Below are 12842 nucleotides of genomic sequence, written 5' to 3'. Positions count from 1 at the left end.
CTCCTTTTAGTATTTGTAAGCGTCAGGCTTAAATGGACCTTCGACAGGCACACCCAAATACTCTGCTTGTTTTTCAGTTAGCTTCGTTAGAGTACCGTTAAAACCAGCAACCATCGCCGCAGCGACTTCTTCATCGAGCTTCTTAGGCAGTACTTTGACGTATAGGTTGTCAGTACGTTTATCAGCTGGCAAGTCTGCGAATTTCTCGTCAAACAGATACATTTGAGCCAATACTTGGTTAGCAAATGAGCCGTCCATTACACGTGAAGGGTGACCTGTCGCATTACCTAGGTTTACTAAACGACCTTCAGCAAGCAAAATCAAATAATCATTTTCATCGTCTGAGCGGAAGATTTGATGGACTTGTGGCTTAATTTCAACCCAGCGCCAGTTATCACGCATGAATTGGGTGTCGATCTCAGTATCAAAGTGACCGATGTTACAAACAACTGCACCAGGTTTCAATGCGGCTAGCATATGACGATCACAAACATGGTAGTTACCAGTAGTCGTGACAATCATGTCGGTGTCTTCAAGCAGACGGGTGTTGATATTCTCAGCGCCGCCAGTGTTATCGCCATTGATGTACGGTGACAATACTTCAAAGCCGTCCATACATGCCTGCATCGCACAGATAGGGTCAACTTCTGAGACACGTACGATCATGCCTTCTTGACGTAAGCTTTGCGTAGAGCCTTTACCCACATCGCCATAGCCGATGACCAAAGCGCGACGACCAGCAAGGAACATGTCGGTAGCGCGTTTAATCGCATCGTTTAAGCTATGACGGCAGCCGTATTTATTGTCGTTTTTAGACTTAGTAACCGCATCGTTAACATTGATAGCGGGAACTTTAAGTGTGCCTTTATTAAGCATTTCGACTAAGCGATGGACGCCTGTAGTCGTCTCTTCTGAGATACCATGGATGCTGTCAAGAAGCTCGGCATAATCATTATGAATCAATGCGGTCAAATCACCGCCATCATCCAAAATTAAGTTGGCATCCCAAAGCTGACCTGATGCTTCACCGCCAACGTGGATTTGCTGACGTAAGCACCATTCGTACTCTTCTTCTGTTTCGCCTTTCCAAGCATAAACAGAGATACCAGCAGCAGCAATCGCAGCAGCAGCATGGTCTTGAGTTGAGAAGATGTTACATGAGGTCCAACGTACTTCAGCACCTAACGCGACGAGTGTCTCGATAAGAACGGCAGTCTGGATGGTCATGTGAATACAACCAGCGATTTTCGCGCCTTTAAGCGGCTGATCGGCTTCGTAGCGACGACGCAAACCCATTAGGGCAGGCATTTCAGCTTCGGCAAGGGTGATTTCACGGCGACCGTAGTCAGCAAGGCTGATGTCGGCGACTTTATAGTCAGTGAAAGAGGGGTCGATCGTATGGGCAGATGGGGTGTTAGACACTGCGTCCATAATATGCTCCTATCAGTGGTTAAGGTATGATAAAAAGAATAAAAACGCAGGTGTCGTTATTTGCGCTGTCAATAATCAATGAGATGATTGTTTAACAGTTACCGAGCCTAACATGATGACTGATTAGCAGGGCTTTAAAGCCTAAATGCACTATCAGATATTATGGCGCAACACCTCTCGGAGGTCGTTATTGTAATTGATGAGTCATGAATTGTCACCTGTTGGATAACATAAATAGCTGACGGTATAGGCAATCGCAGCTTGCGAGCGGTAATATGCAGCAATAAAAAAGGCCATCGATTGATGACCTTTTTTATTCTCAGTTCAGACAGTTTAAATAGTACTAAGAGAAACTAGTACCAGTTATAGGTTAGAGATGTGAAGAAGTTAGTGCCGTCTTGATTGTAACGCGAAGCATATTGACCAAAACTCTCATTGGTTGAGTAATCTACGTTGGACAAGTTGTTAATACGACTTGTCCATGTCAGATTTGGGCTCAAGTAATAATTACCACTGATATTGAATAACGTATAGTCCTCTATAAAAGTGCTATTATCTGCAACATTATAGGTTTTACCCACATATTCTGCTTCAGTACGAATATCGAACTCTGCAGCTTGGTAACCTATGTATACCAAGCCAGTATTTTCAGGGCGATACACTAATTGTTTGCCTTTGTTAGCTCCTGAGTCCACTTCAGCATTGGTGCGAGTGTATTGACCACCAAATAAAATATTACTGAGCTGCCAGTCTGAAGTAAAGCTATAACCTGACAAGCTTGCTTCATCAATGTTCAGTGCTTGATATTTGTCAATACTACCATCGTATCTGTTATCAATAAGATTGTCGACATTACTATTAAAGGCAGTCAGACGTGTATTTTGCACGGTGGTATTAGACTCAATAAACACTTCTACATTTTTACTCTTTTCGACTTTTAAATCTTCATTTGGAACATAGTAAGCACTCTCGATGTATAAGTCATTCAGAGTAGGCGCTCTATAGCCAGTAGCGAAGCTAGTACCTAGGCGTAGGCTAGGCGCTAGCTTTACAGCATAACCAAGACCAAATGTAGTTTCGTGACCAAATTGTGAGTTATCGTCGAAACGAACATTGGCTTGAAAATCGTAAGCATCCTCATTTACTTGATAACCAGCAAAGCCACTCTTAATATCGCGGTCATTTATTTTATAGCTGTCTTTACCGCCGGCACTAGGAGTGTTATCTGTAAGGTCTACTTCCTGCTGCAACCATTCGGCACCTGCTTGAAATTGTCCTACAGGTAATTCATAAGTGCTTATCAAATTCGCCTGTTTCTGTTTGGTTTCAAAGGCATCGCCCACTTTGTTATCAATCTTATCCAAGCCCTGACCTGCTGATAGTCGTACTGTCAGCTTATCGTTTTCGTACTGTGAAAATGCTGATACGGCACCATTCTCTTGATCAATCTCTGCATTGGGACCTGGTCCAAAACTAAAGTTATCAAACTCTGTCGTTGACTTAGAGAAAAGTCCAGTTGCGCCAACGCTTATATTTTGAGTAATAGGCATACTAGCATTTAAGGCAAAGTTATTGCTCTCAAAGCCATCATCATCTTTATCATTGCCTGTTCGGTTGTCAAGCGCGCTGATACCTTTGGTTTGATTCCGACTAGCGGAAAGACTCAGTTTTGAGCCTTGAGCATTTGCAAACTGCGCTGTTGCACCATAAATATATTGGTCATGTGAGCCAACACCTGCGGTCACAGAAAAATTAGTTTGATCGACGTCACTGCCTTTAGTAAATATTTGAATGACGCCGCCCATAGCATCTGAACCATAAATGCTAGAGCCTGAAGCACCGTATAAAATTTCAATACGATCAATTTGATCGGTCGGTAATAAGGCTAAAGCGGGCTGACCTGTGGACATTGAGCCATAACGAACACCATCTATTAGCACTAATACACGCTTACTATCATAGCCGCGAAGATAGAAATTACTGCTTTGACCCATACCACCATCTTGTTTAATGCTAAATCCTGGCTGCCGTCTAAGTACTTCTAAAACCGTCTGACCTTGAAAGCGTTTTAAATCTTCTTTATCTACAACCCGAGTTTGCGCAATTACATTGCTGGTTTTAGTGGGGGTACGGGTTGCTGTTACAATGATTTCATCAAGCTCAACTTGTGGTAGCTCGCTATCGTTAATAGTAGCAACGTCAGGTGTCACTGCCATTGCTGTGTTAACCGCAAGTAAACCTAGTGCGCTTAAGATACTCAAACGAAGGTAGGTACGTGAAGATGAACGTGATAAAGACATAGTCAATTCCAAAATAATCATATTAAAAAATGCAGGGAAAAAAGTAACCATATTGACGTTAATATGGCTAAAAATTACAAAAAACAGTGGACAAGCAAAACTGCGTTCATTATCTACAAAATAGAACGCTTTATAAACCACTTTAACCTAATGTTTATTCACGGTAAGCTGAGTAGTTTTCATGATAGATTGCGGTTTATTCATTTAATGATTATCACTCTTATTCATAGTAGACATTGAGAAGGAGTGTCGTGAAAGGTAATAAAAAATTAGAAGTCATAAGCAAAGGCGAGAGTAAATAATTCACATAGATGAGCATAAAAACGTGTAATCAAAAGCACTGCTGTTATAAATAATTGCTATTATAGGGAAGCACTCATTTGTTCTTCGTTGTACCATTCATAATGCTAAGAGGTTTGTTTTGTCTACTAAGTATCGCCTGATTCCTATAATTCCCAGTCCCGAGTTGTCTTCACCATACTCAATCATCAAAATGCCACTAATGGCAATTTTGTTTTTGCTTGTGATGCTGTTGAGTGCGTTGTTGCCCAATAATGCATTTGCTGCTGAAGCCAGCGCATTGGGGATGGGTGGCAGTACCAGTGAGGAGTCGGCGAGTACGCCGATACCAGATTCATTCGGACGCGATACTCCGCGCCATACCGTACAGGGCTTCATCAGTGCGTTAGGTGAAAATGACTATCTGCTGGCGAGTAATTATTTAAACTTATCAAAGTCTGACAATCCAACCACAATCGTTCGTCAATTCAAGCAAGCGCTGGATGCAGGTGGGCGTTTTCAGCCTGATTTGCAGATTAATAATACGCCTGAGGGCAACCTAACTGATCAGCTACCGCCAAGCCAAGAAAACGTCGGTGCGATTAATGTGGGTGAAAAAAGTGTTCCACTGATACTTGAAAGAGTGGTGTCTAAGCAAGGAGAGCAGTACTGGCAGTTTTCTACGGATACGCTTAGCTCAGTACCAGAAGTCATAGAAAATACCGAACCAACGTTAGTGTCTCGCTATACTTTTGATTCATTAGAAGGCAAAAAGCTGTTTGGCTATCAAGTGGCGGATTTAGCCGCAGCGTTAATGATGACTGTCGGCAGCTTTGTATTTACTTATATCATGGTATGGCTGCTGTACCATCTATTACGAATCGTCTATCCTCGTGTGCGCGGCGTACCATTGCCATTACCTGATAAGGTCGTATTGCCACTGGCAGTGGTCATTATGGCGCTGATACTGTCAGAAGTGATGGTATATGCAGGCGTGTCGGTGACGCTACGTGAACCGATCAATCGTTTTACCGAGATTGCATCTTGGCTTGCATTAACTTGGTTGCTGTTACGAGTCATCGATGCCATATTCACTCGTGCGGTAAATTTAAGTTATAAGAAAAATTATACTGAACGTGTCTCTATCTTGGGGCTGCTACGCAAAGTGGTCAAAGCGTTGCTGCTGATCTTTGCCGTGATTGTTATCTTCGGTAATTTGGGTTTTGATTTGACCACTGGTATTGCCGCCTTGGGTGTGGGTGGTTTGGCATTAGCACTGGGTGCGCAAAAAACCATCGAAAACCTTGTTGGTAGTGTCGTGGTCGTGGCGGATTCGCCCGTACGTATTGGTGATTATTGTAAGTTTGGCACTTATGAAGGCACAGTCATTGATATTGGTATTCGCTCATCACGTGTGCGCACCTTGACGCGCACTGTTGTGACTGTACCAAATGGTGATTTCTCATCGATGCAGATTGAAAACTTTACGTCCCGCGATATGTTTCGCTTCTTCCATCAGTTATATATTAAACGCACTGCTGATATTGATGTGGTCTTTAAGATGGTCAAAGACTTGGATGAGTTTATAGATGAGCATTATTTGACCAACCAAGAATGGAATCAGGTCAATATTTTAGAGCTACGTCAAGACTGCTATATCATTCAATTACAGGCGTATGTTAATGCTAATGGCGTGACTGAGTTCTATGACAAACAGAACGTTTTGTTTGTTGATTTACTGAACCAAGTGGCGAAATATGATGTCGAGCATGCTTTGCCAACGCAGCAGCTTATTGTCAATCAAACTGAGCTTGAGCATCACATAGAAAACGAAATTGAAGATAAGAATAAGGAAGGTAACGTCGCGGAAACGACAAAAGACATGTCAAACGATGACCATGCTGATGATGCTAGCGACAATAAGGATAACAGCAACGATGATAAGCAGGCCGTGGACTTGAGTAAAGATAATGTCAAGACAGATGAAGAAGGCAGTCAGCGAACCTCTAAATCAGTCGAGAGTAAAAAAGACAATGCGTTAAAGGCATTGAGAAATAAAAGCCGTATGATAAAGAAAATCAAGTTCAAGTACGCAAAAAGAAAATCTGGCTTTTCTATATGGAATCAGCCATAAAATTATGGATTAAAAAATGTATAAGATAAGCACTTGAGGTAAGTATCAAGCGTTTATCTTATACGATCCACAAAAATTAGAACAGCAAAGAAAACGAGTGCTAGACTAAGCTTAAGCTAAGCGAGTTTGATAAGGTGAATCATCACTTGAGTATTTGGTATTATAAAGGAACAGCGGTTTGATTACGTAATAAGCCGTAGTATGACCATAGCAATAGACTGGCAGCGCTGCGATGTGGCGACCAATCTTGTGTTAGATTCTTTAACTGTTTTGGCGTTGGGCGTTCCGTTAAGCCTAATAACGCCATCGCCGCTACTTTAATTGCTAGATCATCGACCGCAAGTACGTCTGCACGTTTCAGTGAGAATAATAAATACATTTCAGCCGTCCAGATGCCAATACCAGTAACGGCCGTCAGCACTTCTATTGCTTCTTCATCAGGCATAATTTCTAACGCAGCAAAGTCTATATCATGATCGACTAATGAGCGAATATAACGGGTTTTTTGTTTAGATAACCCTTGCGCTCTTAAGTCCTCATCTGTTGCTTTGATAATTGCCTGTGGATTCGTTAAGGCGGCATCAAGTAGTCTTTGCCAAATACTGGCTGCTGCTGCCACAGACAGCTGTTGACCAACCATTGCTCGCATCAACTGCTCAAACCCACCGACATTATGCCGTAGACTGGGAATACCAACTTGTTCATAGATAGGCAAAAATCTTGGCTCGATAACAATCAAAGCCATGATATGTTCATGTAGCTGTTGTGTGTTCTCAATGGTCTGTATGCTCATAAATGCTTATCCTGATTTATGCAAATATCGCTATCGCTAGATGTTAAATGTAGGGGCTATAGTCGATAAAGATTAAATAATGATTTTATGATCATAACAAAAAGGACTGCCAATAAGCAGTCCTTTTGATTCTTCATACTAACCCTAAAAACTATTCACCATCAGCTTTAGATTTTTTGAGCAGTACCAATACTGCACCGTTACCACCATCTTTTGGCGGTGCAGAGCAAAATGCCAATACTTCTGGTAATTGACGTAGCCAACCGTTGACGCAGGTTTTTAAAATGGCCTCAGAGCCTTTACCATGGACGATTTTTACCATGGTCTCATTTTTCTGTTTTGCTTGGCTTAGGAGTTGAGTCATTGCCACGCGCGCTTCTTCGATAGTACAACCATGAATATCTACGGCGTCATACCAACGTAGTTTGCCTTTTTTAAGCTGATCAAAGATTTTATTCTGCAAAGTCGGCTGTTTGTAAGATAAATAGGCTTCAGCAGCGACAGGGTTGAGTAGTGCTTGCATATCTGACAAGCCAGCTCCCAAATCACTCGCTTCACTACCTTGCGCGGCAGCACGTTTAGACAAGGTGGTCGCATCAGGTTTGCCCGCTTTGCTCGCATTGGCAGGTGAGCGTACGTTTTTGTCTTCAAGCTGATTTACGCCATGCATTGCTTGCATAAACAGTACTTTGTCATCGTCAATATGCTCGCTAGCCATTTGCTTGACAGTCTTGTTTACTTGCTTTTGCGTGGGCAATGATACAGGCTCAGTAGGCTTTTGATTTTCATCTTCAGGCGAATTGGTATCACGACCTTTGCTAAGTTGGCCTTTTAGCTCTTTGAGCTGGTCTTGCATTTCTTTTGAAAATAGAGAGTTTGACATAGAATTTAACGTATCGTTGGTTGATGAATGATGGATTGATTTAAACTGTTTAGTAGACTTAAGCCACTTTACCCGTCTGCTGCGACGCCCGCAAGTAAGGATTGTAACGCTTGTCCAGGATGATCAGTCTTCATGAACTGTTCACCGATTAAAAAGTGCTGAATATTGTGCTTCAACATCAAATGAATATCAGAGCTATTATGAATGCCACTTTCGGTGACGATAAGCGGTTTAAGCGTGCTGTCCATATCAGCCGCCAGTGCGTCGATTAAAATATTTTTTAGATCTAGCGTGGTTTGTAAGTCGACATCGAAAGTATTCAAATCACGATTATTAATACCGTAAATATTATGCGCTGAGCGCGGTAGCTGTAGTGCACGTTCAAGTTCGGCTTTAGTATGGACTTCTATCAATACATCCATACCCAATTCGATACTTAGCGCATGCAGCTCTTGTACTTGGGTGTCGTCAAGGCAGGCCATAATGAGTAAAATACAGTCAGCTCCCATCAGATAAGATTGATAGATCTGGTACACATCTATCATAAAATCTTTACGCAGTATCGGTAGGCTTACCGCATTAGCTGCTTGAATAAGATAGCTATCATCACCTTGGAAATAATCGCGATCAGTCAATACAGACAGACAGCTGGCGCCCGCTTGCTCGTACTGCTTGGCAAATAGGGCAGGCGCGAAGTTGTGATTGATAACGCCCTTAGAAGGAGAGGCTTTTTTAATCTCAGCGATGATACCAATACCATGCTCTTTAGTGCTAGCCGCTCGCAGCGCCGCCGCGAAGCCACGACGTGGTTTGTTATCCGCCGCGACTTGCGCTTGTAAATCTTCAAGAGATAATGCCTCGCGTGCGGCATTTATTTCTTCCACTTTAGTGGCGACAATGCGTTGCAATACGGAAGGAACATCTGTCTTGGTTTCTGTATGAGTCATGCTGGTATCCGAATATCGTTAAATGTAAATAGACAAAATAGCTAGAGTGCGCAGTAATGGTGCTTAGCCGTTAAGCAGGAGTCACCAGTTGCTGCGTGTATGTGGCGAGAGACTCAAGCTTGAGTAGAGCATCACCATTCTGAATGACTTTTTGTGCCCGGCTCACACCATTAGCATAGTTGCTGGCAAGTCCTGCGGTATATATGGCCGCCCCTGCATTTAGTGCAATCATATCACGTGCTTTAAGTACAGCACGGTCTTGAGAGTTTTCTCCTGATAGAGCCGCGCGAATCAGCTCAAGACTTTGCGCTGGAGAATCTACATCGAGACCGATAAGGGTTTGTGACTCAATACCTGCATCTTCTGGCATCATCTCATAAACAGATATCTCACCGTCTTTTAATTCAGCGACAGTGGTTGAGGTAGCGAGACTGATTTCATCCAAACCGTCTTTTGCGCCCACAACCATGACATGACGTGCGCCTAAGTTCTTCATGACTTTAGCGATAGGCTCGCACAGCTGAGCGGTAAAGACACCGATTACCAGATTGGGTGTGCCAGCAGGGTTGGTTAATGGCCCTAAAATATTAAAGATGGTACGCGCTTTGAGCTCGCGGCGTACTGGATTGGCATAACGCATCGCACTGTGATGATTGGGCGCAAACAAAAAGCCGATACCTTGGTTTTCGATACATTCTTTAGATTGCTCAGGGGTAAGCGCCAGACTGATACCTGCTTGCTCAAGCAAGTCTGAGCTGCCAGAGTTGGTAGAGACGCCGCGGTTACCATGTTTGGCCACTTGCGCACCAGCGGCGGCGGCAACCAATGCTGATGCAGTAGAAACATTAAATAAATTGGCACCATCACCGCCAGTTCCGACGATATCGACTAAGTAATCACAGTCCCGTGGTTCGATATTGGCTGCTAACGCACGCATCGCACTGGCAGAGGCAGTAATCTCATCGATGGACTCACCTTTCATACGTAGACCAGTCAAAATAGCCCCCATCATGGCGTCGCTACATCTGCCTTGCATGATAATCAGCATCACCTGATACATCTCATCAAAGGTTAAGTCAATGTGCTGAAAAATTCGCCCCAAAGCCGTCGTCAGCAGCGTATGTGTCTCTTCATCAGACAGTTGAGCAATGTTAGTTGGGGTAGGGTTTTTATTTGTTTTTGTTGTACTCATTATGATCTCTCTTAATATTTTTATACGTTAATTTTAAATTATCAATAGAATAGGTTTTATTTTAATTTTGTTATTAACGGCTTTTTTAGGACATGCTTTAATAAACTGTTAGCCGACTTGTGGTAGTTCATCTGAGATTAGTGATGACAAATGATGCGTTTGCAAAAAATTGTTGAGCAGCTGATAGCCTGCTTCGCTTAAGATAGACTCAGGATGGAATTGTACCCCTTCTATCGCAAACGTTTTATGACGGATACCCATGATTTCTTCAATACTGCCATCACTGTTTTGTGTCCATGCAGTCAGCTCAAGACAATCGGGCAGGCTGGTTTTATCAATGACAAGCGAATGATAGCGCGTGACTTGTACGGGATTAGGCAAGCCTACAAAGACACCTTGGTTAGTATGATAGACGGCGGATAAGCGACCGTGCATGACTTCGCCAGCCTTGACCACTTGTCCACCAAATGCCTGTCCAATTGCCTGATGTCCTAGGCAAATACCTAGTATCGGTATCACGCCCTGAAAAGTCTTGATAGCTTCTAGAGAGATACCAGCCTGATCAGGATCGCAGGGACCGGGGCCAATGACGATCGCATCTGGCGCAAGGGTTCTAATATTTTCAATAGTGGTTTGATCGTTACGCCAGACGGTGATGTCCTGCTGTAATTCACCGAAGTACTGTACAATATTGTATGTAAAGCTGTCGTAATTATCGATCATCAGAATCATTAGCGTTCTACTTATTGGGTTCTACTTATGGAGATGGTTATATAACGCCGTTATCTTACCACTATTTTGTAGACTATCAAATGTAGGGTGTAGGCGACCCAAATAAGTGGTGAATAACAATCTATTTTGCTTATTGGATGACATTCGTTAACATCTCAAACGCACTAAAAAAGTACATAATTTTTTATTTATACATTCAATATGCACTAATTTAGTGCAGTCATGCGTTATTAATGACTCTGGATAAATAATTTGTATGACACCACTGACGATAAATCTACGGCTGCAATAGTTTCAAAGATATTATAAGTTGCTGTAATTGTTATTAATAACTATCCTTTTATCCTCTATATTTTCAGGGTTATAAAAAACTGGCATAGCCTTTGCATTATTACTGTTATGATTATCTTTGGTGATAAAGTGGTTCAATAATTATTATTAACAAGTGCCTGAAGAGTTCAGCATAATGAGGGATATGTTGTTAGAATAATATCGAACCAAAACACTGGCGGGTCTTATTAAGCGCATAACTCAGATGACTATCTTGACTAATAATATTGACAGTGCTGAGAATAAGCATAATATTAAACAGGATATTTAGCTCTAAACGCAGCGCTGACTGTTATCAAACCAGAGATTTTTAACCAACAGATTGTACTTATAATTTCAAATCGCAATAACCTAATCAACACAACGGAGACTATTTATGTCGAACAAACTACTAGATCTTATCCAATCCTCTAATGCTAAATGGGTTGATTTTCGCTTCACTGATACACGTGGTAAAGAGCAACATATCAGCTTCCCAGCGCATAGCGTTGACGAAGAAGTGATGGAAGATGGCAAGATGTTTGATGGCTCATCTATCGCTGGTTGGAAAGGTATCGAAGCGTCAGATATGATCTTGCGTCCTGATCCAGAGACGGCTTTTCTTGACCCGTTCTTTGATTCACTTACCGTAGTTGTTACTTGCGATATTATCGAGCCATCAACGCTACAAGGTTATGATCGTGACCCACGTTCTATTGCGCGCCGCGCCGAAGAGTACTTAAAGTCAACGGGCATTGGTGATACTGCTTATTTTGGTCCTGAGCCTGAGTTTTTTATATTTGATGATGTGAAATGGTCAATTGATATGTCTGGCGTTAGTCACAAGATCACGGCCGAAGAAGCGGCATGGTCGACTAACAATGACTATGAGTGGGGCAACATGGGACATCGTCCACGTGTTAAAGGCGCTTACTTCCCAGTACCACCAATCGATAGCTCGCAAGACATGCGCTCTGTTATGTGTGAGCGTTTAGAAGAAATCATCGGTGAAGGCTGTGTCGAAGTTCATCACCATGAAGTTGCGCCTTGCCAGTCAGAAATTGGTGTCGCTTTTAATACGTTAGTCAAAAAAGCCGATGAAGTACAGCAGCTAAAGTATGTTGTGCATAATGTTGCGCATCAGTTTGGCAAAACGGCTACCTTTATGCCAAAACCAATCGTTGGTGACAATGGTTCAGGCATGCACGTGCATATGTCAATCTCCAAAGATGGTGTTAATACTTTCTCAGGTGATGAGTATGCTGGTTTGTCTGAATCTGCACTGTATTTCATCGGTGGTATTATCAAGCATGCGCGTGCGTTGAATGCGATTACCAACCCATCGACTAATAGCTATAAGCGCCTAGTACCGCATTATGAAGCGCCTATCAAACTTGCGTACTCAGCGTCTAACCGCTCAGCGTCTATCCGTATTCCACATGTTAGCAGCCCAAAAGCGGTACGTGTTGAAGCACGTTTTCCTGATCCAGCGGCCAACCCATACTTAACGTTTGCAGCGTTACTAATGGCAGGTCTTGATGGTATTCAAAATAAAATACATCCAGGTGAAGCGGCTGACAAAAACTTGTATGACTTACCACCAGAAGAAGAAGCACTCATCCCAACTGTTGCGGAGAGCTTAGAAGTTGCATTACAAGCCTTGCGTGATGATCATGAGTTCTTATTAAAAGGTGATGTATTCACTGAAGACATGTTAGAGGCGTTCATTGCCTTGAAAGAAGAAGAAGTGCAACGTGTCAATGTAACCGTGCATCCCGTTGAGTTTGACTTATACTACAGCTGCTAATTAATCGCTAAAGCACTCAGTTATTTTGAGTCATA

General features: G+C 42.5%; 9 protein-coding genes. 2 read left to right on the top strand and 7 right to left on the bottom strand.

Translation table 11 applies throughout. The annotated features are described in order from the left end of the window. Positions 1 to 6 precede the first annotated feature (6 nt). Together ahcY and I3257_RS00565 are read right to left on the bottom strand one after the other, a co-directional pair. The gene (gene ahcY, locus I3257_RS00570; RefSeq protein ID WP_238048485.1) at positions 7 to 1431 is read right to left on the bottom strand and encodes an adenosylhomocysteinase; all 1425 of its coding nucleotides are present in this window, start codon (positions 1429 to 1431) and stop codon (positions 7 to 9) included. A 353-nt stretch (positions 1432 to 1784) separates the two neighbouring features. Further along, on the bottom strand, positions 1785 to 3731 hold the full coding sequence (locus I3257_RS00565) for a TonB-dependent receptor (RefSeq protein ID WP_238048484.1): 1947 nt from the start codon (positions 3729 to 3731) through the stop codon (positions 1785 to 1787). Between the two features lie 421 nt (positions 3732 to 4152). Between I3257_RS00565 and I3257_RS00560 the strand changes: the two genes are divergently transcribed. Further along, entirely contained in the window at positions 4153 to 6144 is a 1992-nt protein-coding gene (locus I3257_RS00560; RefSeq protein ID WP_238048483.1) for a mechanosensitive ion channel domain-containing protein, read from the top strand. A gap of 160 nt (positions 6145 to 6304) precedes the next feature. On the opposite strand, the gene I3257_RS00555 is transcribed toward I3257_RS00560, so the two are convergent. The 5 genes from I3257_RS00555 to I3257_RS00535 all read right to left on the bottom strand — a co-directional run bounded on the left by I3257_RS00555 (position 6305) and on the right by I3257_RS00535 (position 10691). Further along, entirely contained in the window at positions 6305 to 6937 is a 633-nt protein-coding gene (locus tag I3257_RS00555) for a DNA-3-methyladenine glycosylase 2 family protein (RefSeq protein ID WP_238048482.1), read from the bottom strand. Between the two features lie 151 nt (positions 6938 to 7088). Continuing rightward, positions 7089 to 7820 (bottom strand): Smr/MutS family protein, encoded by a 732-nt coding sequence (locus I3257_RS00550; RefSeq protein WP_055124887.1) that lies wholly within the window; start codon positions 7818 to 7820, stop codon positions 7089 to 7091. 68 nt (positions 7821 to 7888) lie between these two features. After that, on the bottom strand, positions 7889 to 8767 hold the full coding sequence (trpC, locus tag I3257_RS00545) for an indole-3-glycerol phosphate synthase TrpC (protein WP_238048481.1): 879 nt from the start codon (positions 8765 to 8767) through the stop codon (positions 7889 to 7891). A gap of 70 nt (positions 8768 to 8837) precedes the next feature. Further along, a complete protein-coding gene (gene trpD, locus I3257_RS00540; RefSeq protein ID WP_238048480.1) occupies positions 8838 to 9959 on the bottom strand; it encodes an anthranilate phosphoribosyltransferase in 1122 nt (373 codons plus the stop codon). 108 nt (positions 9960 to 10067) lie between these two features. Beyond that, entirely contained in the window at positions 10068 to 10691 is a 624-nt protein-coding gene (locus I3257_RS00535) for an aminodeoxychorismate/anthranilate synthase component II (RefSeq protein ID WP_087815751.1), read from the bottom strand. A gap of 706 nt (positions 10692 to 11397) precedes the next feature. On the opposite strand from I3257_RS00535, the gene glnA reads away from it, so the two are divergent. After that, on the top strand, positions 11398 to 12807 hold the full coding sequence (gene glnA, locus I3257_RS00530; protein ID WP_055124883.1) for a type I glutamate--ammonia ligase: 1410 nt from the start codon (positions 11398 to 11400) through the stop codon (positions 12805 to 12807). Positions 12808 to 12842: the final 35 nt, after the last annotated feature.

This window comes from Psychrobacter sp. Ps7 (assembly GCF_022129225.1).
GTDB lineage: Bacteria > Pseudomonadota > Gammaproteobacteria > Pseudomonadales > Moraxellaceae > Psychrobacter > Psychrobacter immobilis_A.
This window is presented reverse-complemented; position numbering and strand designations above follow the sequence as displayed.

Coding starts and splice junctions, on each gene's coding strand:
- trpD (WP_238048480.1), bottom strand. CDS start 9,959: ATGAGTACAACAAAAACAAATAAAAACCCTACCCCAACTAACATTGCT.
- I3257_RS00550 (WP_055124887.1), bottom strand. CDS start 7,820: ATGTCAAACTCTCTATTTTCAAAAGAAATGCAAGACCAGCTCAAAGAG.
- glnA (WP_055124883.1), top strand. CDS start 11,398: ATGTCGAACAAACTACTAGATCTTATCCAATCCTCTAATGCTAAATGG.
- I3257_RS00535 (WP_087815751.1), bottom strand. CDS start 10,691: ATGATTCTGATGATCGATAATTACGACAGCTTTACATACAATATTGTA.
- ahcY (WP_238048485.1), bottom strand. CDS start 1,431: ATGGACGCAGTGTCTAACACCCCATCTGCCCATACGATCGACCCCTCT.
- I3257_RS00555 (WP_238048482.1), bottom strand. CDS start 6,937: ATGAGCATACAGACCATTGAGAACACACAACAGCTACATGAACATATC.
- trpC (WP_238048481.1), bottom strand. CDS start 8,767: ATGACTCATACAGAAACCAAGACAGATGTTCCTTCCGTATTGCAACGC.
- I3257_RS00565 (WP_238048484.1), bottom strand. CDS start 3,731: ATGTCTTTATCACGTTCATCTTCACGTACCTACCTTCGTTTGAGTATC.